Origin of the sequence: Lachnoclostridium sp. An169 (genome assembly GCF_002160525.1) — a bacterium.
GTDB classification, from domain to species: domain Bacteria; phylum Bacillota; class Clostridia; order Lachnospirales; family Lachnospiraceae; genus Mediterraneibacter; species Mediterraneibacter cottocaccae.
This window is the reverse complement of sequence record NZ_NFKT01000005.1, coordinates 31,526-56,952: the sequence shown is the minus strand read 5'-3', so window position 1 is coordinate 56,952 and position 25,427 is coordinate 31,526. Positions and strand designations below refer to the sequence as shown.

Genomic DNA, 25,427 nt, shown 5'->3' with positions numbered 1-25,427 from the left:
GATGATTTATGGCGCTGATACAGGTGAACTTTTTATCGAAATCATTGAGGAGAACCGTCCCCATGTATGTGATTCTTCCGGCAGACAGGATGCTTCCTCCGGGGGCGGAAGAAAAGCCGGATACACCATATAAGACGCTGTATCTGCTTCACGGAGTGATCGGAAATTATACGGACTGGGTGACGGGCACGGCAGTTCAGAGATGGGCGGAGGAGAAAAATCTCGTTGTGGTGATGCCTTCCGGGGACAATTCCTTCTATCTTGATCAGGAGTCCGGACAGAACAGCTACGGTGAATTTGTGGGACAGGAAATAGTTGAGATTACGAGAAAGATGTTCCCGCTCTCAGGAAAGAGAGAGGACACCTATATAGCCGGGCTTTCCATGGGCGGATACGGAGCTCTGAGAAACGGACTGAAATACAGTGAAACATTTGGGCGGATCGGAGCGTTCTCAAGCGCATTGATCACGGAAGGCGTGAAAGAGCGGACGGATGATTCGCCCCGGTATATCGAGACGAGAAGCTATGCCCAGAGCATTCTCGGCGATCTGGAAAAAGTCGGAGAAAGTGACAGGGATCCCCGGTGGCTGGTGGAAAAACTGAAAAAGGAGGGGAAAAAGATTCCGGAGATCTTCATGACATGTGGAAAACAGGATTCCCTTCTGGGACAGAACCATGTATTCCGTGATTTCCTGATCGATGCGGGAGCAGACGTTACTTACGAGGAGTGGGATGGCGGACATGAGTGGGATTTCTGGAATAGTTCGCTGAAAAAGCTGTTGGAGTGGCTGCCTCTGGAAGAGAGAGAAGCCGGGATCAGCAGTGGAAATGTAGGACTTTAACCGGAAAATCAGCTGATAACTGCAGACAGAGAAAAGTGTCTGACAGAGCAGAACAGTGGGAAAACAGATAACAGGAGATGAGGAAAGACTATGAAAATCTATGAATATCACGATGTAAACCGCCGCGGAAGGATCGAGCGCGTGGATTACAGTACAACGGACGAAGCGGGAAAAATGGTCGCGAAGTATGCCAACGTATATCTGCCATATGGATATGACAAGGCTGATCTGGAGAGGAAATACAATATTCTTTATGTCATGCACGGAGGCGGGGGAAGCCCGGACGCATGGATGGACTGCTGTAAGATCAAAAATATGCTTGACTATACGATCGATACTGGTGAAATATCAGAGATGATCGTTGTATTTCCTTCCTACTATAAGGTGCCCAGAGAGGGCGCTCCGGTCATGGAAAAGGAAAGAAAAGAAGCACGGTTCTTCCAGAATGAGCTGATCGAGGATCTGCTTCCGGCGGTGGAGAGCGTATATAAGACTTGCGCGGACCACGCGACCGCAGAAGGATTCCGCCAGTCCCGGATGCACCGGGGATTCTGCGGCTTCTCCATGGGCGCGGCGAATACGTGGTATACGTTCCTGCACCGGTTGGATTCATTTGCCTGGTTTGTACCTCTCAGCGGAGACTGCTGGGAAGTAGAAGGCAGGGGCGGTGAGACGTGTCCTGAAGAGACGGCGAAGGTCCTCTATGAAAGTGCCGCGGCTTCCGGGTATTCGCCGGATGAGTACTTTATCTTTACTGCTACCGGGACGGAAGACAAGGCGGAGAGTGCACTGACCCCTCAGCTCGAAGCGATGAAGAAATATCCGGATACATTCGTCTATGATGAAGATTACGGAAAGGGCAATCTTCACTACCTGCTTTATGAGGGATGGGGGCATGAGTATGAAGCAGTATATCAGTATCTGTACAATTTCCTGCCCTATCTGTTCCGGGAGCGGTAGCAAAGGAAAAACGGAGTCCGGATAAGGGATGACTGCGAAAGCAGATGGGGACGGGAAGAGCGAGAATTTGAAAAAAGAAGGATAATACAGCTGCGCTGGCGGGAATAGTCAGTGTCAGCTGTATTTTTGTCTTCATTGAATAAAACTTTGTCATATGGTAAGATACTGAATTATAGAAAGAGTTGTTTACGGAAAAAGCAGGAGGTGACGATTACAGATGTACCTGGACAAGGTTTCACTGAAAAACTATAAAGCAGTCGAATCACTGGAAATTGATTTAAAGCCGGGCGTGAATATACTGATTGGAGACAATGGAGCCGGAAAAACATCGGTTTTGGAAGGAATTGCAGTCGTACTCAGCGGAATGTTTGCGAGTGTGCCAGGAGTCAGCACCAGGAATATTTTGCAGGATGATGTCCATGTGAAGGTGCAGCCTATGGGAGACTCTTCTTCTACAGTTCTGTACTGCGAACCGATTTCTGTAGGATGTCACATGACAGTCAGCGATGAGAAAGATTTTTCGTGGCGCAGAGTGAAAGAGGAACTTTCATCAACCCATACAAAAATAGATGATCGAAGTGTGTGTGCATGGATGAAGAAGCTGACAAACCAACCGGACGAGATTCTTCCGTTGATCAGTTACCAGAGCTCTGCACGGGTTTGGAAAGTGAAGCGCGGCGATTATGCAAAAGAGCTGAGAAAGAAACTGGACGACAGAAGATGCGGATATATTGGCTGCCTGGACTCTGCCATGGATGTAAAATCGATTCAGCAGTGGTGTATGAAACAGCAGGTTACTGCGGTAAATAAGGGAAAAACCATCCGGGAATATGAGGTTTTTAAAAGTATTATTTCTTCGTTTATGAAAGAAATTAATGAACTGGAAGAAGCTCCGAAATTATACTATTCTCCCCAATTTGGTGAGCTGGTGTATAAAGATCAGAACAATGAGATGGCGCTTTCCAAATTAAGTGCCGGGTACCAGTCGCTACTGTGGATGATTATGGATCTGGCATACAGAGTATGCCTGCTAAACCCGGAACTTCAGGATAAATTTGATATAAAGGGAATTGTCCTGATAGATGAGATAGACATGCACCTGCATCCGAAATGGCAGTGGAATATCATAAAAGCACTTAGAGCAACCTTTGCAAATGTACAGTTTATTATAGCGACACATTCTCCAATTGTGATTTCGTCATCTAAGGAGGCAAATCTTATTCTGCTCGATGAAAAACGGCAGGCAGTTTATCTCCCGGACTGCTACGGATATACCGTTGAGGATGTGCTTCGTTACAGACTGGAAAGTGCAGGCAGACCTAAGGACATAGATGCGTTGATAAATAAGACAGAGGAAGCTCTTGAAGAGGAAAAGTTTGAAGATGCAAAGGCAGTATGGGGGAATTAGCATATGCTGTATATAGAAATGGATAAAATAGCTTACAGAAGAGACGGCACGATCTACACAGAGCCAAGAGATGAGGCTATGGAGAAGGATATAAATGAAACACTCCTTTTAAATGGTATCAGAAAAGAGGATGGCACGGTTCGGGATACATCAACAGAGCTTTTAAAGGGAAGACGAGATGCCTATGACAGGGCAAGCCGGATGATGTCAGAGCTTAACAGACGCGGTAAATGCACGTCTGCTGCTGTGAAAAAAATAATGGATGATTTACTTAATAAAGAAGAGCGTGAGGAATATGCAGGAGTGAAACTGTATTATTTCAGGAAAAAATATGACTCCTTAAAGAAGCGGGGCTTATGATTATGCTGCACGACAGGGATATCCGAGAACCTCTGTTTGACTTCCTTGAGGAGTACTTCGGAAAGATACGGATCATAGAGGAAAAGACGACGGGCAGATCGCGGGCGGATATTGTCATGGTGACGCCGGATTCGTTATACGGGATAGAAATAAAGAGCGATGCCGATACATATGTGCGCCTCTCCCGGCAGATAAAGGATTACGATCGCTATTTTGATTACAATATCGTTGTGGCAGGTTCCAGCCATGGTCTGCACATTCGGGAGCATGTGCCGGATTACTGGGGGATTATCACGGTAGAACAGATGGAGAACGGACTGGACTTTTATATCCTTCGGGAGCCGCAGACCAATCCGAAGGCAGAGTGGAAGCATAAGCTCTCGATCCTGTGGCGCCCGGAACTGGCGCAGCTGCAAGAATGGAACGATATGCCAAAATATAAGGAAAAGAGCAAGGCGTTTGTCTGCGGTAAAATTGCGGAGAGAATACCAGAGCGGATTCCGGAAGAAAGGGTGCGGGAACAGGTCAGCGAGATCCTCTTTGAGCGGGACTACAATGAAGTGGATGCAATTCTGAGTGATTACCGCAGAGGAGAAATACAGAAAAAGCTGGATCAGGAAACGGATCCCCGGAAAAGAGCAGAGTTGATGATGGAGCAGGCAAAAAGCAGACTACAGCTGCGCCAGGCCGGGAGGAGGCGAAAGCGGTCCGGGTGAGACTTGACATTCTGAATAAAATGAATTATTGTATTAAGTAATTAATACAATATCGCCGTCGTGCTGATCACACAGATCTAACAGTTATAAGAATCTGCAGATCAGGCGGCGCTGAATTCGGAAAGAGGGTGTCACCATGCTCCAGTCAGTACTTACAGTTCTCGGGATCATGGCATTTTTCCTGATCGCCTCCATGATCGGTCGGGAAGACTGGAAGAAAAAGAGAAAGATCCGGCTTCGGGAGAAGTTCGGAGAGGTCCCCGGAGAGCGGGAACAAAATGAGAATACCGGCAATTATTATGAGAACTTCGGTGAGGAAGGCGTGGACGATGTGACCTGGAACGATCTGTCCATGGATACGGTTTTCGGCAGGTTAAATCAATGTGACAGTTCTGCAGGGGAGGAGATGCTCTATGCAGGGCTTCGGCGAAATGCCATGTCCGAAGAAGAACGGGAGCTTTTTGAAAAGCGCATGGAATTCTTTGCGCAGAACGAGGAGGAGCGCGTTGCTGCGGAGGAACAGCTTGCCGATGTGGGAAAACGTTCGGCTTCTTACCTGATTCCTTCCTATATAGACGGAATCGAAGAATATCAGATGAGCCATATGTGGGTGTTCCGCATCCTGCAGGCGGCGCTTGTGGCTGCGGCAGTGGTTCTGCTTGTATTCCGGACGGACGAGGCGGCTTTTCCTCTCCTTGCGGTATGTGCGGTGAATCTTGTCCTCTATGCGGTGGTTAAGATGAAGTGGGAGGCAGAGTTTCAGATGATGGCGACTGCGGTCCGGATTCTCGAATGTGCAAGGACATTGTCGAAGAGAAAGAAAACGGCGGAACTGTTCCCGAAGCTTGGAGAGCTTTCCGGGGAACTGAGCGGTGTGATCCGCAGAACGAAGATTCTGGAATCGCAGAAATCGGCGTCCTATACCGGAGATATCATGTGGCTGATTCTGGATTATGTCCTGGGAATTGCCCTGTGGCAGATTACAGCATACGGGACAATTGTGCGGAAGTTAAGCGAGAAGGCAGATGTGTATCTGGAAGTTTACCGGGAGGTAGGAATCCTGGATATGACGATCAGCACGGCGTCATTCCGGAAGAGCCTGCCCTGGTACTGCCTGCCGGAGTTTGCGGATGACAGCAGGATGCCGGTAAGACATGATCGGATTTACCAGCCCCGCATATATATGGAAGACATCTATCATCCGCTCATTGACAATCCGGTTCCCAATACACTGGAACTCACCAGAGGCTCCCTGATCACAGGTTCCAACGCCTCGGGAAAATCTACGTTTATCAAGGCGGTGGCTGTGAACGCCATCCTCGGACAGGTGCTGAACACCTGCGCGGCGCAGTGGTTCGAAATGCCCTGTGTACAGGTGATTACGTCCATGGCTGTAAAAGATGATCTGGTGGCAGGGGAGAGCTATTTTATCCGCGAAATCAAATATCTGAAACGGATTCTGGACAGTCTGACAGAGGAGAAGATTACGCTCTGCGCCATCGATGAGATCCTGCGGGGAACCAACACGGGAGAGCGTATTCGGGCGTCGCGGGCGATCCTGGATTATCTGGCGGATAAGAACTGCATCCCGCTTGTGGCAACTCACGACAAGGAGCTTACGGTGCTTTTGGCGGACGAATATGATAATTACCATTTCAGTGAAGAGATCGGTGAAAACGACATCTGCTTCAGTTATAAGATCATGGAGGGACCTGCAACCTCCCAGAATGCAGTGAAACTGCTCGAATTCGCGGGCTTCCCGGAGGAGATCATCCGGGAGGCGGGAAGTGCAGGGCAGGAAGTATGAACGGGATATGAACGGAATCCCCGGCGCAATGCCGGGGATTTTTGGCGCATTTGGGGAGAAATGAAGAAGTATCCGTACAGTTTGCGTCCGAAATGCTGCCGATTACGGTTTCTGCTGACCGGAATCGAAAAAAGATGTTAGAATACATCCATGAAAATCAGAAGGCTGAGGAAAAGGAGCAAGGAAAGATGAAAAAGCTTGATTTTAACCGTGGATGGACATGCCGGCATCTGGACGGGGAGGGGCCGGGGCGTCCGGTGACGATCCCGCATGATGCGATGATCTCGGAAAAGAGGACAGAGGACAGCGCCGGCGGGATCAACACGGGCTGGTTCGAGGGGGACGATTATCTCTATGAGAAGGAATTCGATGTCCCGGAAGAGTACCGGGAGATGGAAGTGACCCTGGAATTCGAAGGGGTTTACCACAATGCGGAAGTGTATCTGAACGGAGAGAAAGCGGCGTTCCGCCCTTACGGATATACCAATTTTTACGTGGATGCATCGGATTACCTGAAATACGGCGAAAAAAATGTGATCCGGGTGATCGCGCGCAATGCAGACCAGCCGAACAGCCGCTGGTACTCCGGTGCCGGAATTTACCGCCCGGTATGGCTGTATCTGGCTCCGAAAGCGCATATCGAGAGAAACGGAATCCGGGTGCGGACGCTCAGCACAGAGCCGGCGGTGATCGAAGCCACGGTAAAGACAAACGCACCGGGGAATCTGAAAATCGAAGTGTTCCCGGCGGAGGCTGAATCTGCGGATGGAAGAACTGCGGCAACGGAATCAACCCGAAGCGAACCCGGTCTTGCCCCTGTAGAGATGGAAGCGGAAACCCCGGGAGAAAAGAGCTTTCAGATTACGATACCGGACGCCCGGCTCTGGAGCGTGGACACGCCGGATTTGTACCGGATGAGAGTGACATTTTCCGGAGCGGACACGGAAGAAATCACGTTCGGCATCCGTACCATAGGCTGGGATACGGAAAAGGGATTTTCCATGAACGGAGAGCGGGTGATTATCCGGGGAGCCTGCATTCACCATGATAACGGCGTACTGGGGGCATGCTGCTATCCGGAGGCAGAGGAGAGGAAGATCCGGATTCTGAAAGAAAACGGCTACAATGCGGTCCGTTCCGCTCATAATCCCTGTTCCAAGGCGATGCTGGACGCCTGCGACAGGCTGGGGATGCTGGTGATGGACGAGTTTGTAGATGTGTGGTATATCCACAAGACCGAGTATGATTACGTCAATTGTTTTAACGACTGGTGGCAGCAGGATCTCAGGGACATGGTGGAGAAGGATTACAACCACCCGTCCGTGATCCTGTACTCCACAGGAAATGAAGTCTCTGAGACAGCACAGCCCCGGGGGATCCGGCTCACAAAGGAAATGACGGAATATCTGCACAGTCTGGATCAGACCCGCCCGGTGACATGCGGCATCAATATATTCTTCAACTTCCTGAGCTCCATCGGGTTCGGTGTGTACAGCGACAAGAAGGCAAAGAAGGAAGCAGAGAAGGCGGAACGCCTCAAGGCAGAAAAGGAAAGCGGCGGCGCGAAAAACGGAGGAAAAACGCCGAAGAAGAAAGCTGTGGGAAGCCAGTTCTTCAATGATCTTGCCGGGCTTATGGGAAGCGGTTTTATGAAGACCGGGGCCACGTTTTACGGATGCGATGTGAAGACAAGGGACGCCTTCGCGAACATGGACATCGCCGGGTATAATTACGGGATCAACCGCTACCGCCACGACCTGAAGAAATATCCCCGGAGGCTGATCCTGGGAAGCGAAACTTTCTGTTCGGACGCTTACGCATTCTGGGAGATGGCGAAGAAGTATCCGCGGATTGTGGGAGATTTTGTCTGGGCAGGAATGGATTATCTGGGTGAAGTGGGCGTCGGATCCTGGGAGTACAGCGATTATGCACCGGACTTCTCCCACGGACCCGGATGGATCACAGCCGGAAGCGGACGGATTGACCTGACCGGAAAGCCTCTCGCCGAAGCCGGATATACAAGAACGGCCTTTGAGATGGAGAAGAAGCCGGTGATTGCCGTCCGTCCGGTCAATCACACCGACGAGAGACATTCTCCGTCCGCATGGAAGATGACCAATGCCGTAGAGTCTTGGTCCTGGCATGGGTGCGAAGGGAAAAAGGCGTATGTGGAAGTTTATGTCCGGGCGGCAAAGGTGGATCTTTTCCTGAATGGAAGACTGGTGGGAAGCCGGGAACTGAAAAACCGCTGTGATACCATGTTTACAGTGACATATCAGCCGGGAATGCTGGAAGCGGTGGCGTTTGACGGGAACGGCAAAGAGATTTCCCGCAGCGCCCTGTACACGGCAGGAAAGGAGACGGTGCTGCAGGCGGTTCCGGAAGAAAAAGAGGTAAGGCGCGGCGGGCTGTCTTTCATCCGTCTCCGGTATACGGACGGGGCGGGGACAGTGAAGCCCCTTGAGCGGGGAATTATAAGCGTAAAGGTAACCAACGGGGAACTGGTCGGCATCGGAAACGGCTGTCCCTATAATGAGATCGGATACTGTACAGACCGGACGGACACATATTTCGGTGAGGCGCTGGCCGTGGTGCGGGCTGCTGAAAAGGGGCTTACAATGACGCTGGAAGTAAGCGACGGAGAGCATACAGGGCTTGCAGAACTTCCGATTGTATGATAGGACAGAATGACAGGCAAGAAGAATACTTGAAAGAAATGCATTACAGAGGCCGCGGGATTTTTTCCGGCGCCTCTGTAATTTTCCCTGGGGACTGCAGTATCTCCGGCGTCTATATAACTCTCTTTTCGCTCAAAGTAAAAATAGACAAATTCTGTTATCTGAAATTTTCAGTCAATACACACAAAATATCGCAAAAAGACAAAAAGAATCTCAAACCAACTCGGATGCAATTCAAATATAAAATCCATATAAACCGATCTCTGTATAAACTGCACAAAAACGAAAAATGACAAATTACGCTAAAAGAATGACCGTTCACGTTATTTCCGGTCCGTAAAATCCGCAAAGTGTTATGATGGGTTCATAGAAAAAGAAAGGGAAAAGGAGGAGAGGTTATTATGTTGGAAGTTTCCCGATTTGCGGTGGAAGATCTGACAGACGGGTGTGTCACAGACAAAAAGAATCCCTGCTTCAGCTACCGGCTGAATTCAGACCGGACGGATGTGACAGTTCGGGAAGCGGTTATTACGCTGAATGGTTGGAGCGCCCGGACGGCAGAGCAGACGGGGATTCGCTACGACGGTACGGATTTAAAACCGTTTACCCGTTACACAGCCGTTCTTGATGTCACGGATGACGCGGGAGAGACGGCGCATGCGGAAGTCTCTTTTGAGACCGGGCGTATGGGAGAGGCCTGGAAAGGCGTATGGATCAGCGATCCCGCCTATTCTTTTACAGAAAAAGGTGTGTCGCCGGTCCCCATGATGTTCCGCAGAAAGATCGGCACAAAGGGAAAGATCACATCGGCAAAACTGTACGCTACGGCTCTGGGAATCTATGAGCTGGAGATTGACGGAAAGAAGGTGGGGGACCGGTATTTTGCACCGGGATTTACCTCGTATAAACATGAGATGCAGTATCAGGTTTACGATGTCACAGAGCTGCTTGCGGAGGAAAAAGAAAGTACGCTCACGGCTGTCGTGGCAGGAGGATGGGCGGTGGGCGCGTTCGTGTTTACAAGAGTCAACCGTTTTGACGGAGACCGTCAGGCATTTCTGGCAGAGCTGCGCATTACATATGGGGACGGCACGGAGGAGATCGTCGGTACGGACGGTTCCTGGGAAGTGACCGAGGACGGGCCCTTCCGCATGGCGGACATCTATGACGGCGAGACTTACGACGCCACAGTAGATCCGGAAAGGATTACCTGGAGAAAGGCGGCGCCGGAACAGCTGAAATTCACGTCCAATCTGATGGCGGATTACGGAAGCCCGGTGAAAGCCCACGAGGAGATGCGCCCGGTTTCCTGCAAGAAACTTTCCGACGGCACGCTCGTCTACGATTTCGGTCAGAACTTCGCCGGCGTCGTAAAGCTGCGGCTGAACGGAAAAAAAGGGCAGACAGTGACGGTGAAACACGCGGAGATCCTGAACCGGGACGGTTCCCTGAATACAAAGTTCCTCCGCACGGCAAAGGCGACAGCCACTTATACATGCCGGGACGGGGCACAGGAATACAGCCCCCGGCTTACATACATGGGATTCCGCTATGTGGGAATCACCGGAATTGATGAGAAGGACGTAAATGTCTCCGCCCTTGCGCTCTATTCCGATATCGAGCGGATCGGAGAGTTTACCTGTTCCAACGAGATGATCAACCGCCTGCAGCAGAATATCATCTGGAGTAGCAAGTCAAACTTTGTGGACATCCCCACAGACTGTCCCCAGAGGGACGAGCGTATGGGATGGACCGGAGATATCGCGGTGTTCGCACCCACGGCATGTTTTAACTTCGATATCAGCCGTTTCCTGGAGAAATGGCTTCTGGATGTGAAGGCGGAGCAGCTGCCTTCCGGCGGTATCCCGAACACGGTTCCGGTGCAGGGATACGGCTTCCCCGCAACCATGCCTTCCATGGCAATCGACTGGTGGGGAGACGCCTGTGTGCTGGTGCCCTGGGCACAGTACATGGCAGGCGGTGATGTCCAGGTATTAAGAGATATGTACCCGGTTATGAAAAAATACGTGAAAGCATGCCGCTTCTGGGCGGGCTTCGGATTCGGGAAGCACAGATATATCTGGCATACCCCGTCCGTCCTTCATTTTGGCGACTGGGTGGCTCCGGATGTGCCGAAGATGTCCCAGTGGCAGGGCAGAAGCAAATGGACGGCAACGGCAAGCCTTTACAACACAAGCCGGCTCACCGGCGAGGTGGCGCGCATCCTGGGAGAAGAGGAGGATGCGAAGTATTATAAAGACCTCTCCGAAAAGGTGGCGGATGCTTATGTCTCCGTCTTTACCGACGGCAACGGAAAGCTGAAGGAGGAGTTCCAGACCGCCTACGTGCTGCCGCTCTGGTTTAAGATGTTCCCTGAGAACGTACAGGGGAAAGCGGCGGAGAATCTTGCGGCACTGGTGAAAGCCTCGGACTACTGCATCGGCACCGGATTTCCGGGTACGCCTTACATCCTCTTTGCCCTGGCGGACAACGGGCAGGCGGACACGGCGTTTCAGATGCTCACCAACACGAAATGCCCCTCCTGGCTTTATGAAGTCAAATCCGGCGCGACAACCATCTGGGAGCGCTGGGACGGACTGGACGAGAACGGCGAGTGTCCCATCGGAGATGACGGCACGGATATGATGATCTCTTACAACCATTATGCATCCGGTGCGGTGGGCGCGTTCCTGTACCAGAGAGTGGCAGGAATCCAGGCAGATGAGCCGGGATATAAGACATTTACAGTGAAGCCCCTGGTGGGCGGCGGAATCACATCCGCGAAGGCGGAAACCGTGACTCCGTACGGTAAGATCGTGTCAGACTGGAAGGTGGAAAAGGGCACGTTCCAGATCGACATAGAAGTTCCTGTGGGAACAAAGTGCACGGTTACGCTTCCTGACGGAAGCACGCAGCAGCACGGCAGCGGAAGATACCATTTGAGCTGCCCGTGGGAGAAACAGTAAGTGCGGGAAAGTGTGGCCGGCCTGCTCATCCGGTTGATCCGGGGAGAGCGGTACAGAAAAAAGTAAAAAGAAAGGGAGAGAAATTATGAGTCAGCCAAAACAGTCTAACTTCTGGAATACGCCGCTGACTTCTTCCCTCATCAAAGGGAAGGACGTGCGTGTTCCTGAGATGCTTCTGGGTTACTTCATCGGTCCGGTAGGCGGACTGCTGTCATCCGGAATCTTTACCAGTATTCTGAACACCTATTTTACGGATGTCCTGAAACTGAACCTGACGTTCCTGACAACGCTGCAGCTTTTTTCGACGATTCTGATCGTCATTGCAAACCTTGTTGTGGGACAGCTTATTGAGCGCACGAGAGTGCTCGCAGGAAAGGCGAGACCGTGGATCCTTCTGTCGGCCCTGACCCTGTCGGTGGCGTCGGTGCTGATGTTCATCGTCCCGTTTGAAGGCACGATGAAAATGGTATGGATCGCAATCGCGTACAATCTGTACTACTCCGTTGCGTATCCGATTTACAACACGGCAAACTCCACTCTGGTGGCAGTGTCCACGAGAAATTCCGACCAGAGAGGTCAGCTTGCATCCTTTACGAATATCGCCGGACTGGCCGCCATGGGCGCGGGCTCCATGGTGTTCCCGATCCTCGTATCCTTTGCCCTCAAAGAAAACCAGGCGCTCTGGTTTGTGGCAATGCTCGCAGTGGGAATCTTTACAGCCCTGGCAGTATTTCTTCAGTATAAGTTCAGTCGCGAGCGTGTGACCGAAGAACTGCTCTCCACCGGAGCAGCAGAGTCGGACAAACCGAAGGAAACGGTTTCCATGGGAACACAGATGAAGGCGGTTGTGTCGGAGAAATGGTGGTGGATCGTGATGATCTTCTATCTGCTCTTCCAGTTCTCCGGAGCGATCAAGAACGGTTCCATGTCCTACTTCTGCCGCTGGGTGCTCGACAACTCGGCAATGGGCGCAGACGGATGGGGCGCTTACCAGTCGATTCTGGCGATCATGGGAGCAATCCCGATGGCGGTTGCCATGCTCTTTGTAAACCCGCTGTGCCAGAAGTTCGGTAAGAGAACGACAGTCAGCGCATTCCTGGTACTGGGCGTGATCGGCGGTGTGATCGCAGGTCTTGGCGGAAACAATATCGTGCCGGTTGCAATCGGCGTTGCTCTCAAGTGTCTGGGCTCCTCGCCGGCATGCTACATGATTCTGGCAATGCTTGCAGACGTCATCGACCACATCGAGTGGAAGACGGGACTTCGTACCGACGGACTGACCATGTCCATCTACAGTTCCCTGATGGTGGCTGCATCACCGGTTATGAACGCCGTGTTCTCCGCAATCCTGAACATGGTCGGATATGACCAGAACATCGTGGTCGGAAGCGGCGTCCAGAGCGCGCTTGCGCAGATGGGAATCTCTGTGAGCTATATCTGGATCGAGACCGTTTCCTACGCAGTGTGCGCCGTGCTTCTGTTCCTCTTCTTCCGCGTGGAGGATAACCTGAAAGAAGAACAGGATGAGATCGAGAAGAGAAATAAAAAGACTGCAAAGTAAAAAAACAGGATCTTTCAGCGGAAGGCTGAAAATATAGATCAAAATAATTATCTGGAGGAGGATAATATGAAAGAGAAAAAGACAAAACGCCGTCTGTGGCGCGGACTTGCCACAACGACAACTTCAGTGCTGGCTCTTTCCCTGTCAGCATCCATGATCATCGATACGTTCCGTACCGATATTGACAAATTCCTTGGTACACAGAGTACCCAGATGGTGACGGAGAATCAGTCGGAGGATGACTACGCATTCCATTCCGACTACAGCAGCACGACAGAACTCCTTGACGCGATCGAGGATCTGGGTGAGCGGATGAACGAGGAGGGATCCGTTCTTCTGAAAAATGAAAACAACGCCCTTCCTCTTTCCGAGGAGGAGACACAGAAAGTTACGCTTCTGGGATTCAGCAGCTACTACCCGGTACAGGGCGGTGACTTCGGAAGTACCCTTTCTGTAAATACAGGAACCGATGCAGATACCGTTGATTTTGTACAGGCGCTGACCGCGAAAGGATATGCTCTGAATCCGACAGTTTCTGATCTCTACGACACTCTGAAAGATGAGTACCAGTCCGATCTGATCAGTATGTGGGGAACATCCGAGCCGGTAAACCGTATTACAGCTCCTTCCATTGACGGTACGTTCAAGAGTGCGGAGCTCTCTACGGATACGATGGATGCAACAGACTCCACATGGCGGGACAGCATGAACGACTACAATGTTATGATCGTTACACTGGCACGTGCGGCAGGAGAGAACAAGAACTACATGCCGGGCGAGGCGGGAGTTGATTCGGAGCAGAACCTGAACCAGGCTGACCCCCTCGGACTTTCCGATACAGAGCGTGCGATCATCAATGCGGCTGTTGAGGCAAAGGCATCCAACGGAGGCAAGGTTATCGTGATCCTCAACAATGCAAGTGCCATGGAGATCGAGGAAATCAAGGACAACACAGGTGTTGACGCGATCCTTCAGGTAGGTCTTCCGGGAGGATACGGATTCTACGGTGTTGCAGATGTGTTAAGCGGAGCGGCGAATCCGTCCGGACATCTGCCGGATACCTATGCGGTAGACAACTCTGCATCTCCGGCAGCCCAGAACTACGGAAACTTTGCATGGACAAATGCAGATTCCGCATACTCCATCAACTCTGAGCTGGTTGAGGCAGAGAGCATTTATACAGGATACAAATACTATGAGACAAGATATGCGGACGTTGTCATGGGACAGGGAAATGCTTCCGACAGCGTGGGAAGTTCCACAGGCGGTGCATGGAGCTATGATGATGAGGTTTCCTATCCGTTCGGATACGGGCTTTCCTACACAACATTTGAGCAGACTCTTGACAGCTTAAGCGTAAACCTGGCGGAGAGAACTGTTACGGCGGAAGTGACAGTTACCAACACAGGCGATGTGGCAGGAAAAGATGTGGTACAGCTCTATGTATCTGTTCCTTACACAGACTATGACAGAGAGAATCTTGTTGAGAAAGCAGGCATCCAGCTTCTTGACTATGAGAAGACAGACGAACTGCAGCCGGGAGAATCTGTGACCATCACCATTGAGGCAGATGCACAGGATATGACAAGCTGGGACAGCACAGCTTCCAATGAAGCCGGCACAACAGGAAATTACATCCTGGATGCAGGAAACTACTACTTTACAGTAGGAAACGGCTCCCATGAGGCGATGAACAATGTTCTTGCAGCTCAGGGCTACGCAGAAGCTGACGGCATGACAGACGCAGGAAATGCGGCAAACGTACAGACCTGGACACTGGATGCCATGGATACGACATCCTTCGCGTACACAGAGAACGGCACGGCAGTTGAGAACCAGCTCCAGGATATGGATCTGAACTACTATATGCCGGGAACTGTTACATACCTGACAAGAAATGACTGGAGCGGAACATGGCCGCAGACATACAGCGACCTGACGGCGACAGACGAGATGATCCAGATCATGCAGAACGATACCTATGAGATCACAGCCCAGGGCGATCCGGATTCCATCACATGGGGCGCAGACAACGGACTGACTCTGGCAGAGCTCAAAGGTGCTGATTTTGACGATGAGCAGTGGGATTCCCTGATGGATCAGATGAATCTTGAGGACGCCATGATCCGTACAGGATTCGGAGGAACAAGTACAAAGGCGATCGAGTCCATCTCCTCACCGGAAGTTATCCAGAACGACGGACCGAACGGAATCAACTCCTATACACTGGGACAGTATGCAAATACAGACGAGAATTCTGCGGATCCTTACAAGGTAAGCGCAGACGACCCGAACCTGAACTATAAGTTCGGTACAATGTGCAACGAGACAGTTATCGCTTCCACATTCAGCAAAGAGATGGCTGCCGAGTACGGCGCGGTGATCGGAAACTATTCGATCTGGTCCAACCTGACCATCTTCTGGGGAGCAGGAACCAACCTTCACCGTACACCTTACAATGCGCGTAACCATGAGTACTATTCAGAGGATGCAGTGCTGACCGCTTACCAGGCGGCAAGCTATATCGCGGCAGGCAAAGAATACGGCGTGATCATTGCACCGAAGCACTACGCATTTAATGACACCGAGATCAACCGTTCCGGTATCGCAACATTTATGACAGAGCAGAAAGCGCGTGAGAACGAGCTCCGCGGCGTGCAGGCTTCCATCGAGGATGCACAGGCACTGGGCGTAATGACAACCTTCAACCGGATCGGCTGCTATGCAGGAAACGCACATTACGGTCTGCTGATCAACATTCTCCGCAATGAGTGGGGATTCAAGGGCCTGATGAGCGAGGACTTCATCCAGGATGCAAACTACAGCGTGCTCAAGGAAGCAGTACACTGCGGTGTCACAATGACCTGTAACACGGGGGACAGCACCATGGAGGCGGTCAGCGCGAAGTGGCCTTACTGGACCGTTGACAGCGTAAGCCAGGATGCTACAATGATGCAGGATCTGAAGAACGTTATGAAGTGGCAGTACTATGCGATCGCAAACTCCAACGCGATGGACGGACTGAACGAGACATCCCGGATCGTGGAAGTACGCACATGGTATGACAACGCTCTGACAGGAGTACAGATCGTATTCGCGGTTCTGACAATCGCGGCGATTGCAATGTACATCAGAAGCCTGAAGAAAGAGAAATAGGAGGAGGTTAACGTTATGAAAAATAAGTCCCTTGGATTTTATATTACAATCATTACGGCCATCCTTGCAGTGGTGGGAGTAATCTTCTACCTGATCAACTGCAACACAGATTATTTTGGAAATCTGGGTGTAAACGCAGGAGTTGTGGCGTGCATGGTGATCGCCATCGTGCTGGAACTGGTTTACGGATTCGGCTATAAGGCATCCGCAAAAATATTTGATCTGATCCCGCTTGTATGCGGCGCACTTATGATGGTGGCTTTCGTCCTTTTCATCAGCGTCCGTGTAAACGGTATCGCATCCATCCTGACCTTCGAGAACAACGCGCAGACCATGGCTGACCTGACAAGCGCGGTTGTGGGAATGGTATTCTGCTTCCTGGCGGTGATCTTCAACATCATCGGCTCCTTCTTCAAAGTAGGAAAAGATGAGGCGTAAGAAGCCGGAAAAGCAGAGGGAAACAGGCTGAGACAAGGCGGAAAGATTTTCGGAAAATCAGAAAAATAAAGGGAAAAACAGAAAGAGACAGGACACTAATAGGAGATGTGTTCTGTCTCTTTTTGCATGCGCCCGGCGGGGCGCGTCTGGGCGAGAAAATTCATTTTCTAATTTTGAAAAACATGGTATACTAGTGCATATAGAGGATCGAGAGGAGGTACCGGCATGCTTCGGATTGCGGTAGTGGAGGATGACAAGACATATGCCGCGCAGTTAAAAGAATATCTTCATCAGTATGAAAATGAGAAAAAGCAGCGGATCGCCGTGACGATGTATTCGGACGGGGAGGATATTGTGACCGGTTACTCGGCAGATTTTGACATCATCCTTATGGATGTGGAGATGACGTTCATGGACGGAATGACGGCTGCGGAGAAGATCCGGGAGAAAGATTCGGAAGTGGTTATCATCTTTATTACCAATATGCCCCAGTATGCCATTCAGGGGTACAAAGTTGATGCCCTGGATTATGTCCTGAAGCCTCTGTCCTACTTCGCCTTTTCCCAGAGGATCGACAGAGCTCTTACGAGAATCCGAAGGAAAGAAACCCGTTATGTGACGATTCAGCTCAGGGGAGGAAGGCAGAAGATTGATATTTCCCGTCTCTGCTATGTGGAGGTGAGGGATCATGACCTGATTTACCATACAGCAGACGGGGAATATATCACAAAGGGAAGCATGAAAGACGCTGAGGATGTTCTGGATGGGGAAAAATTCTTCCGCTGTAACCGCTGCTATCTTGTGAACCTTAATTTTGTCGAGAGTTTCCAGGGCAGCGATGTGACTGTGAACGGGGATGTGATCCAGGTGAGCCGTTCCCGGAAAAAAGCGTTCCTGGACGCTCTGAACGACTATATGAATGAGGTGGGGAAATGAGCGAAGTGGTCAATACCCCCGGGTATTATTATGCGATCGCCTATATTCTGGCTGCATTTATTGTGACATGTACCAACCGGAAAAAGATTACAGGATGGCGGAGATATCTGGTGCACATTATTTTTTTCGCGGCACTGGCAGGCTTTATGGAACTGACAGACGGAATCAGGCAGGCGCTTTTCCTGCCGTCCATGGCGGTTTCCATTTCCATGATGCTGGTCTATATCTACACCTGCTGCGATTTTAAGCTTCCGGAGGCGGGATATTACTGTGCGCGGGCTTTTATAGGCGGAGAATTCGCCGCTTCCATGTGCTGGCTGCTCTATTATTACACAAGGAACCGCCTGAATCCGGAAAATGCCGAGTTCCTGCGATGGTCGGAATTTATCGGTATCTATGCTATTATTTTTACCGTGCTCTATCTGATTGAGCGCGGGCTTCAGCAGGGAGCGGAGAGCATCCGGATCAATGGAAGGGAACTGCTGACCGTAATTATTATCACGGTTGCGGTTTTTGCTGTCAGCAATGTGAGTTATCTGGATCAGTACGCTCTGTTCGGCAGCCCCTTTGCGGGGGAAATGTTTACCATCCGTACTCTGGTAGACTTAAGCGGCATAGCAGTCCTGTACGCCTATCATATCCAGATGCGGGAACTGCAGATGAAGTTCGAGGTGGATACCATGCAGAATATTCTGGAGATGCAGTACAAGAATTATCAGCTTTCCCAGGAAAGTATTGAGATTGTCAATCAGAAATACCACGATCTGAAACATCAGATTACTCTTCTGAAAGCAGAGGCGAACAGTAAAAAGTCAATCGAATATCTGGAGGAGATGGAGCGGGATATCCGCTCTTATGAGGCGCAGAACAAGACCGGAAACAAAGTCCTCGACGCGGTTCTGACAAGCAAGAGTCTCTACTGTCAGAACCACGACATCGGTCTGACCTGCGTGGCGGATGGCACACTTCTTGATTTTATGGCAGAGATGGATATCAGCGCTCTTTTTGGAAATGTCCTGGACAACGCCATCGAGAGCGTGGAAAAACTGGACGATAAGGAAAAACGCCTGATCCATCTCTCTGTGGCAAAACAGAAGAACTTCCTGAGGATCCGCAGTGAGAATTATACGGAAGAAAAGATTACCTTCAAAAACGGCATGCCTGTTACTACAAAGAAGGACAAGCGTTTTCACGGATTCGGGATGAAGAGTATCCAGAGCACCGTGAGAAAGTACGGCGGTTCCGTTACGGCGGGCGTGCGGGACAACTGGTTCGAACTGCGGATACTGATACCGCTGAAAGATTAGATATCGGATAAGGGGATAGAAGGGGGGATATGAATGTCTCGCAGAAAATTAAAATGGATGATCATCTTTATACTCTGTGCCGCTGTTTTGATAAGCGGATTTATTTATTACAGGTATATAACCAGACCGGGATCGATTGAAGAGCAGATCTGTGACGAACTTGATATCAAGGAGGAGGAAATCCAGGAAGAAATCCGGTTTTTTGATGCACAGGATTTCGGCGGGTACCGGATTGTTGGCTTTGAATACGGCGGGGATCAGTATGGCGTTGCAAAGATCAATATGTCGCAGTCCCCGGAAGTGGAGGAGGCAGTGACCACAGAAGAAATGCTGCCAAGAGCAGACTTTGCATGGAACTACCGGTTTGCTGCTGGTGGTACGCAGATCATTACATTTCTGTGTGTAAATGAAAAGATAAGTTCCATACTATGGAGCGATGATGAGGGGGAAGAAACCTTTGCGGTCGATCACCATCCGGCTGTTATCTGTGTCGCTTATGAGATTCAGGACGGTTCTTACTCGGCCGAGTATTTTCTGTTGGATGAAAATGGAGAGGAGCTGCGCTGACTTGCAGTCAGTGCAGCTCCTTCATAATATTTCTGACCACCTGGTCCTGTATCTTCTCGCTTTTTCCGTTCTCCACCCGGTAATCCGCATATCTTGCGCATACATACAGATAATCGGACAGGCGGTTGATATACTGCATTGCTTTTGCGTCTGCCCCGTAATTCTGCTCCACTTTGCGGAAACGGCGTTCAGCCCGGCGGGCGACTGCCCTTGCAACGTCGAGACGGGCGGATTTCTCACAGCCTCCGTAGAGAACAAAATCTTTCACGCGGGGGAAAGACTGCTCCACGCGGTCGATCTCCTCCTCCAGAGTTTCCGTTTCATCGGCAGAGAAGCGGTAGTCCAGATTCCGCGGATCAGCGACTCCTGCCATGATCTGCATGAGGTTCCGCTGAATGTGGGAGAGCTGCTCTTTCAGAGAAGGCTCTGCCAGGACTTTCGCCAGTCCGATCTGGCTGTTCAGCTCATCGATGGTGCCGAGGAGCTCAATGCGGTCGTCAGACTTGGATACGCTGATGCCGTTTGCCAGAGAAGTGGTTCCTCTGTCTCCGGTTTTTGTATAGATTTTCATGGTCTGTGTACCTCCTTAAACGGCAGTTTTTTGATGGCCCGGGCGCTGTTGGAGCCCACGTTGCGGCACTGTTCCTTTGTGGGGGCAAGGTAACTTTCGATATTGCGCCCCTTTTCCAGTCCACGCATCTTCAGGCAGAGTGCAGTGCCGTAGATTCCGATCCCGGAGCCGAGCATAGAATCCCGGGCTGCCTTAAAGGCAAGTTTCTCCATACACTCATCCGGAAATTCACTGACATCATAAAAAACGCCTTCTTCCTCGATTCCTGCGCAAACCTCCCGCAGTACATCCGGGTCGGCTTCATGCGTATAAACAAATATCGAAGGTCTCCTGACAATCATATTACCCGCTCCCCGATATAAGAAAGCACAAGCCCGGTCGCCACTGCGTTCCGCGGCCCTTCGCTTCCCCGTATATTTCCTCTCCCGCAGACGATGCGGTAATCAGCAAATTCTTCCATCAGCATCTCCGGGATCTCGAAATCTTCCGCCGATCCTCCCACGAGCACGACTGTGGAAATATTCCGCAGATTATGATCCGGCGCGACTTTTGTGAGAGCCCGGAAGGCGTTGGTGACGAACACTTTCCGCTTTGCCTCCCGGCGCACCTGCACGATCTTCTCCATGGGGATCTCCTGCTCGATGCGGATCAGTCCGTTTTCCGTGAGGAGAACGACCCTTCCGAAGAAACGGGGATCGATGGATTCGTCCACGAAGGTCATCTGTCCGTTCTCCATGCGCATGTGGAAGAGGCTCTCGACTTTTGCCAGGGGATAGCGTTTGATCTGCTCGGCGATATGGCGGTCGCCAAGGCCCAGTTCGGTCTCGATCAGCATGGAGACCAGTTCCCCGGCTCCGGCCTGATGGGTCAGAGTGACGCGCCCCTCTTCGGAAATGACGGCTGCGTCAGTAGAGCCTCCGCCCATGTCAAGGATGGCCAGGGGCAGCTTGGTGCCGGGGGTTGTGAGCGCCCCCAGACTCGCCATGACAGCCTCCACTCCGGCCACTTTCACTTCCGTCTCCAGATCCTGATGGAGACGGGCTGCGATCTCCTGCATGGGGAGCTTCTGAGTGCGAACCATGGCCGCGATGCCTACAGCTTTTTCCAGACAGGTCTCCCCTGCAAGTGCTCCGGAAATCAGAACCGGGGCAAGAGTATCCACAGCCAGAATATCAGTAATGCGCACATCTGCCTGTTCGCTTCTGTCAAGTTCGCTCATTCCCGTGCGGATGCGGGAGAGCATATTTCCTACATTAGTGTCAGGCTGTCCGCTGATATCCCGGATATCTCCGGCTTCAGTCTCGGCCTGCATGATCCTGTCAGCTCCTTCATCCAGGCTGACGGTAATATTTCTGTCTCCGTAAAAATAAATCTCCCCGGCGGGAAGAATATTCTCGTGAATGTTCCCGCCCGGCGTCTTGAGCACTACGGCACTCCGCTTGCCGATGAGGCTTTTGGCAATGGGCGTGACCGTCCGTGTCTCGTCTGCGTTCAGATTGAGCAGAGTGGCGATGCCGTAAGGATTGGACAGCATGCGGATGGTCTGACCCGGCAGGGCGACTTCGATGGCAGCGGGAACTCCGTCCGGGAGACGGTCGATCCGGCGCACCTCGTCGATCACCGGCACCTTGCGGGTGAGACGGTTTTCCACGAGCACGGCCTCGTCTGCCTGGAGGATGATCCCCACGATGCTTACATCCGGGTTCTGGTTTACTGTGGCAGCCACTTCCTCGTAAGTATGTTCTGCGGATGCCGCCAGGATGTAGTCGGTTCCCGGCACAGCCCGGGAGAGCTTTCCGATCAGCAGGATCTCCCCCACAGCCTGTCCTGCCCCGGCGGGAGTGGACGGGTTGTGCCCGATCATGGAGGAATCGGTGATGACCGTCTCGGTCAGCGTCTCCATGGCAGTGTCGCCGATGACGGGAGCCGCTTCGTTGAGACGGATCAGATCGATGTCAGAAGTATCCCGTCCGATCCGGTCCATTGCAAGGCGGAGGGCATTTTTTACGGAGTGTACGTTCTCGATAGTGCCCTTTGTCCCTGTGGTAGGGCATGAAGCAGTGGTCAGAAACGTGAGATTCCCATCCGGGGTCACTTCTCCGACGCATACTTCGGTTGTAGAATTTCCGATATCAACTCCGGCAATGTAACTCAACGCAGTATTCCTCTCTTTTCATATACCTCGGCAGCTTCCATGACAAGACGGGCGCAGTTCCTTGCGTTGTACTTCTCCAGAAGCTCCTGGGCCATCATGACAAGTTCCAGCTTGGTGGAGCGGTTGGGGCGGAGTTTGTCATACATTTTCAGAATGACGTCATCCGGAACGTCCACAAGCTCGGCAGCGCGCTCGAAGTTTTTCTCCATCGGGCCGTTGTCCGCTTCCAGAGCCACCTGGCCCTGGGCTTTTAAGATTTCTTTTGATATTTTGATATCATCCGGGGAAACATGGTTCTTCATGACCTCATCCAGTGTGATGTCCGTGAACTTTTTCCCGGTCTTTGATGTGATCTTATCTTTTTCGTGTTCTGCCAAAGGGTACTGCATTCTCTATCCCTCCCATTCTACTGCACCGACCTCGGGGTCGAGCTGCTCTGTCTCCGCGATGTGCATAAGCGCCGCTTTTACCTGATATTTCGGGCGGCACATCGGGTCATTGGTACTGGGGATCGGCACGACCTGCTCGCCCTTCACATATTTGGCGGCGTTCTGACCGATCTGACGGTAAGTCTCCAGGGTCATAAGCGGCGCCTGGGGGAAAAGCTCCAGGTTGGAGAGGGGGTACAGATCTCTCTGGTGGATGACCGTGGTTCCCTTGGACTGGATGCCCACGCCGATGCCGGAACCGGAGAGTTTTGCCGCCTCCAGGGCCATGAAACATACGTCGGAAGTGTCCAGAATCTTGACGACTCTGGGAATCATTCCCTCCTCCTCGATGCCTGCCTTCACATTGCGAAGAACCTCATCCAGGGGGATTCCGCATATGGTCTTTTTAATCTCTCTCTGAAATGCCGCGCCCACGCCGATGACGACTTCCTTCGGGTCGGTTCCCTGTTTTGCGCGGGGATAATCTGCGTAGGATGTCTTTTCTTCATTGATCCGTTCTCTGCCTGCCATGGACGGAACTTCGCCGGCGGATGTGCTCCAGGAACCTGAAACATCGCCGGTTCCTGCGGTGCTGCCTGATTCTGAGGAAGCGCCTGCCTGTGACATCTGGCTGATAACTGCACTGGTGATCTGACGGATTAATTCTTCACTGATCTGCATAAACGTTTCCTCCTCTCTACATATCCTTCGGGTTGATAATGTGCGGGATCTTTTTGATCTCTTCCCATCGCTCGCCGTCCACGCGGTAGCCCGTTCCGGGGCCCATGTAGTCGTTGGGAGTGTTGACACCGGAGAGCACGTGGAAATCCCTGTCCAGAATGGCGGCGGTCTGCATGTAGTCGCCTGCCACTCTCTGGCGGAGCATGTTGAGGACGCTGGATGCAATATCCTCAAATCCGGTCTCGGCCAGAGCTTTCACTACATCGATACCGGTGATGCCCCGCTTCAGTACATCCTCTGCGGCTGCCAGGTCTGCGGTTACATCACGGGACGGAGTGTCCTTGCTGCCGTGGGCGTAAGTCACTGCCTCCACCTGCTCGTCCGTCACCGGGGAGAGCCCCAGACTGCGGAATACGGCCTGAACCGCGCGGGCAGCCTTGTTGCGGACACGGATGACTTCTTCCTCTGTCACGGGGCGCAGTCCTCCGTCCACCTGCATATCTCTCTGGAGTACATTGTAATCGTCAAAGTCCTCGGCGTCGAAGTTGGACCCCGCGAACATGTTGTCGTAGTTCGGTTCTGCCGCATATCCCGAGAAGATGAAATCCGTTCCCGGAAGGAACTCCAGCATGGTCCGGGCAGTACGCCGCATATCCGAGTTCGAGAAACTCTGGTCGTTGGAAGATGCGCACTCCAGACCGAGGAGAGCAGCTACCAGGTTTTCCGCCAGTACTTCGCGGATGCCTGCCGGAACTGAACCGGTCACGCCGATGCAGCTCACGGAACCGTTCTGGATGCCCTGGCTTCCCGCGCCCTTTGTCACGAAGAGACAGCGGCACTCCAGGTAGAGCATGGATTTCTTCTCGCTGCTTCCCATCAGCACCTCCGAGCCGGAGCCGGATGTGAAGCGGACTTTCAGCCCGCGGGATGCATAGGCGGAGTTTAAGAACGCCTTGGAGTACGGCGTGTCATCTCCGTCGATAAATACCTTCTCTGTGCCGTATACAGAGAGTGTCTCTGCGTATGTGGTCAGTCCGCGGATGCCGAGTTCAAGTTCTGTGGCTTCCTCAGCGGAACACTGGGTCAGCACACCCGGGCGTCCTGCCTGGGAACCGATCAGAAGAGCCATGGCGCTTAACGGCGCGTACCGTGCCACACCCATGGTTGTCTCTTCCTCTGCAAATCCTCTCAGAGCACCTTCCGCGGCGTCTGCGGCGATCTGCACCGGGTCGTCCTTCAGGTTGGTGATATGCGCCTGGTTGCCCGGTTTGCGTCTGGCGCGGATCTTCTGCATGCCCATCATCAGTTCCACCACGTTCAGATGGTTCATGACTTCCGTCATCTTCGCCGGAGTGATCCCTGAGATCAGTCTCAGGATCTCTTTTCTGGATACGTTGATGTCCACGATCATGCGGGCAATGTCAAGAGACGGCACTGCCATGGATTCCACAGTGCGGTCGATGTTGATGGCATAGTCGGCGATAAACTGGTCGATAAAGTCGAAATCTTCCCTCTGTTTCCCGTCCAGTTCCACGATCTTTCCGTCTTCCACGCGCACAGAAGGCTTCGGATCATAGGGGCTGCTCATTGCGACAAACCCCATCTCCGGCCATTCATTGATGAAGCCGTCCAGGTTTACCGGGCGCCTGTCCAGTGTCTCAATACGTTTTGATCTTTTCATAATGGCTGTTCTCCTTACGGAAATAAATTACGAATGTTGAATGTCTGTCCCGATGTCGCAGAATCGGGCATCTTTAGGTCTGATTATACTATAAACACAGGAGAATGGCAATATTATAATGAAGAAATCTGACAAAAAACCACAAATGAATAAAATGAAAACCACATAAAACCACAAACTTGGATCGTTGAAGAAGAAAATATAGTGTG

At 51.7% G+C, this 25,427-nt stretch carries 20 protein-coding genes; 14 read left to right on the top strand and 6 right to left on the bottom strand.

Features of this window, described 5'->3' with window-relative positions; genetic code table 11:
• The first annotated feature begins 8 nt into the window (after positions 1–8).
• The 14 genes from B5F07_RS05385 to B5F07_RS05315 all read left to right on the top strand — a co-directional run bounded on the left by B5F07_RS05385 (position 9) and on the right by B5F07_RS05315 (position 19,702).
• Complete coding sequence (locus tag B5F07_RS05385; RefSeq protein WP_087160256.1) at positions 9–842, top strand: alpha/beta hydrolase; 834 nt, start codon at positions 9–11, stop codon at positions 840–842.
• Positions 843–932: 90 nt separating this feature from the next.
• Positions 933–1,802, top strand: coding sequence for an alpha/beta hydrolase (locus B5F07_RS05380; protein WP_087160255.1), 870 nt, complete (start codon positions 933–935; stop codon positions 1,800–1,802).
• A gap of 217 nt (positions 1,803–2,019) precedes the next feature.
• Positions 2,020–3,210 carry an AAA family ATPase gene (locus B5F07_RS05375; RefSeq protein WP_087160254.1) on the top strand — a complete coding sequence of 397 codons (1,191 nt, stop codon included), beginning with the start codon at positions 2,020–2,022 and terminating at the stop codon, positions 3,208–3,210.
• 3 nt (positions 3,211–3,213) lie between these two features.
• Complete coding sequence (locus B5F07_RS05370; RefSeq protein ID WP_087160253.1) at positions 3,214–3,570, top strand: hypothetical protein; 357 nt, start codon at positions 3,214–3,216, stop codon at positions 3,568–3,570.
• A gap of 2 nt (positions 3,571–3,572) precedes the next feature.
• On the top strand, positions 3,573–4,286 hold the full coding sequence (locus B5F07_RS05365) for a sce7726 family protein (RefSeq protein ID WP_087160357.1): 714 nt from the start codon (positions 3,573–3,575) through the stop codon (positions 4,284–4,286).
• A gap of 136 nt (positions 4,287–4,422) precedes the next feature.
• Positions 4,423–6,093 (top strand): MutS-related protein, encoded by a 1,671-nt coding sequence (locus B5F07_RS05360; protein WP_087160252.1) that lies wholly within the window; start codon positions 4,423–4,425, stop codon positions 6,091–6,093.
• 188 nt (positions 6,094–6,281) lie between these two features.
• Positions 6,282–8,771: a glycoside hydrolase family 2 TIM barrel-domain containing protein gene (locus tag B5F07_RS05355; protein ID WP_087160356.1), complete on the top strand. Its 2,490-nt coding sequence runs from the start codon at positions 6,282–6,284 to the stop codon at positions 8,769–8,771.
• Positions 8,772–9,172: 401 nt separating this feature from the next.
• The gene (locus B5F07_RS05345; RefSeq protein ID WP_087160250.1) at positions 9,173–11,737 is read left to right on the top strand and encodes a family 78 glycoside hydrolase catalytic domain; all 2,565 of its coding nucleotides are present in this window, start codon (positions 9,173–9,175) and stop codon (positions 11,735–11,737) included.
• 85 nt (positions 11,738–11,822) lie between these two features.
• A complete protein-coding gene (locus B5F07_RS05340; RefSeq protein ID WP_087160249.1) occupies positions 11,823–13,298 on the top strand; it encodes an MFS transporter in 1,476 nt (491 codons plus the stop codon).
• A 66-nt stretch (positions 13,299–13,364) separates the two neighbouring features.
• Positions 13,365–16,454 carry a beta-glucosidase gene (locus B5F07_RS05335; protein WP_087160248.1) on the top strand — a complete coding sequence of 1,030 codons (3,090 nt, stop codon included), beginning with the start codon at positions 13,365–13,367 and terminating at the stop codon, positions 16,452–16,454.
• A 15-nt stretch (positions 16,455–16,469) separates the two neighbouring features.
• Positions 16,470–16,892 (top strand): hypothetical protein, encoded by a 423-nt coding sequence (locus tag B5F07_RS05330; protein ID WP_087160247.1) that lies wholly within the window; start codon positions 16,470–16,472, stop codon positions 16,890–16,892.
• Positions 16,893–17,117: 225 nt separating this feature from the next.
• Entirely contained in the window at positions 17,118–17,828 is a 711-nt protein-coding gene (locus B5F07_RS05325; RefSeq protein ID WP_087160246.1) for a LytR/AlgR family response regulator transcription factor, read from the top strand.
• On the top strand, positions 17,825–19,135 hold the full coding sequence (locus tag B5F07_RS05320; protein WP_087160245.1) for an ATP-binding protein: 1,311 nt from the start codon (positions 17,825–17,827) through the stop codon (positions 19,133–19,135). Before B5F07_RS05325 ends, B5F07_RS05320 begins: the two co-directional genes overlap by 4 nt.
• A 33-nt stretch (positions 19,136–19,168) precedes the next feature.
• Positions 19,169–19,702 (top strand): hypothetical protein, encoded by a 534-nt coding sequence (locus B5F07_RS05315; RefSeq protein WP_087160244.1) that lies wholly within the window; start codon positions 19,169–19,171, stop codon positions 19,700–19,702.
• 7 nt (positions 19,703–19,709) lie between these two features.
• Here B5F07_RS05315 and B5F07_RS05310 read toward each other — a convergent pair whose 3' ends face one another.
• From B5F07_RS05310 to B5F07_RS05285, 6 genes are read right to left on the bottom strand one after another with little or no spacing between them, the layout of a single operon-like run.
• Complete coding sequence (locus B5F07_RS05310) at positions 19,710–20,273, bottom strand: cob(I)yrinic acid a,c-diamide adenosyltransferase (RefSeq protein WP_087160243.1); 564 nt, start codon at positions 20,271–20,273, stop codon at positions 19,710–19,712.
• Positions 20,270–20,614, bottom strand: a complete 345-nt coding sequence (locus B5F07_RS05305) for a glycerol dehydratase reactivase beta/small subunit family protein (RefSeq protein WP_087160242.1) — start codon at positions 20,612–20,614, stop codon at positions 20,270–20,272. Before B5F07_RS05305 ends, B5F07_RS05310 begins: the two co-directional genes overlap by 4 nt.
• Positions 20,611–22,428: a diol dehydratase reactivase subunit alpha gene (locus tag B5F07_RS05300; protein ID WP_087160241.1), complete on the bottom strand. Its 1,818-nt coding sequence runs from the start codon at positions 22,426–22,428 to the stop codon at positions 20,611–20,613. Before B5F07_RS05300 ends, B5F07_RS05305 begins: the two co-directional genes overlap by 4 nt.
• Positions 22,425–22,817 (bottom strand): diol dehydratase small subunit, encoded by a 393-nt coding sequence (locus tag B5F07_RS05295; protein WP_087160240.1) that lies wholly within the window; start codon positions 22,815–22,817, stop codon positions 22,425–22,427. Before B5F07_RS05295 ends, B5F07_RS05300 begins: the two co-directional genes overlap by 4 nt.
• 3 nt (positions 22,818–22,820) lie before the next feature.
• Positions 22,821–23,537, bottom strand: a complete 717-nt coding sequence (locus B5F07_RS05290) for a propanediol/glycerol family dehydratase medium subunit (protein WP_087160239.1) — start codon at positions 23,535–23,537, stop codon at positions 22,821–22,823.
• A gap of 16 nt (positions 23,538–23,553) precedes the next feature.
• Positions 23,554–25,218 carry a propanediol/glycerol family dehydratase large subunit gene (locus tag B5F07_RS05285; RefSeq protein WP_087160238.1) on the bottom strand — a complete coding sequence of 555 codons (1,665 nt, stop codon included), beginning with the start codon at positions 25,216–25,218 and terminating at the stop codon, positions 23,554–23,556.
• Positions 25,219–25,427 lie beyond the last annotated feature (209 nt).